The sequence below is a fragment of the Sphaerospermopsis reniformis genome (assembly GCF_005402885.1).
Lineage (GTDB): Bacteria > Cyanobacteriota > Cyanobacteriia > Cyanobacteriales > Nostocaceae > Sphaerospermopsis > Sphaerospermopsis kisseleviana.
In genome coordinates, this window is sequence record NZ_BJCE01000513.1 from 1 (window position 1) to 915 (window position 915).

At 34.9% G+C, this 915-nt stretch carries 1 protein-coding gene; it reads right to left on the reverse strand.

Annotated features, from left to right (window positions below):
* Positions 1-915: hypothetical protein (locus FFR48_RS28110; protein ID WP_201277711.1), on the reverse strand; the 915-nt coding region annotated here is incomplete at both ends.

The window sequence follows — 915 nt, forward strand, 5'->3', positions numbered from 1 at the left end:
CTACAAGTTCATTAAAGGTAATTCCATTTCCTGTTAATGTGGGGTTATTCGCAATGGTGACATTATCGTTATAAGTCTGACTTCCAGTGGTGGTAATATTGCCATTTAATGATGTTGTTCCACCTGCGTTTGTTAGTAAACTTGCAGCGGTAACTGTGTTAAATGTGGTTGTCCCTGTACTATTTGCAATAATATCTCTTAATGTTACATTGTTACCAAAGGTGAGATTTCCTGTACCTGCATTAGCTGTAAAATCTAACCCAGTACCAGTCAGGGTATTATTGAATATAATACCATTGCCTGTGAAGGTGCTGTTATTGAATAAAGTTACTGGACTATTATAAGTTTGTAGCGCGGTAGTCCTAACATTACCTTTGATATTTATATTATTGCCACTAGCTGTTAAATTGTTTAACTGCGTTCCACTACCGACATTTTTCTCAAATGTTAAATTTCCTGTACCTGCATTCAGGGTTAAATTACTATTACCATCTACAGTTTCATTAAAGGTAATTTCATTTCCTGTTAATGTGGGGTTATTCGTAATGGTGACATTATCGTTATAAGTCTGACTTCCAGTGGTGGTAATATTGCTATTTAATGATGTTGTTCCACCTGCATTAGTCAGTAAACTTGTAGCGGTAACTTGGTTAAATGCGGTTGTCCCTGTGCTATTAGCAATAATATTTGCTAATGCTGTCGTGTTACCTATTGCTTGTGCAAATGTTAAATTTCCTGCACCTGCATTAACTGTTAAATTAAAATTAGCGTCAGTCAGTTCATTATAGATAATTATATTATCTCTTATGAAGGTGTTATTATCAATGGTAATATTAGCGTTATAAGTCTTTCTCAGTGCGGTGGTATTGTCATCATATAATGATAGTGTTTCATCTGCGTAAGTTAGTAAACGTG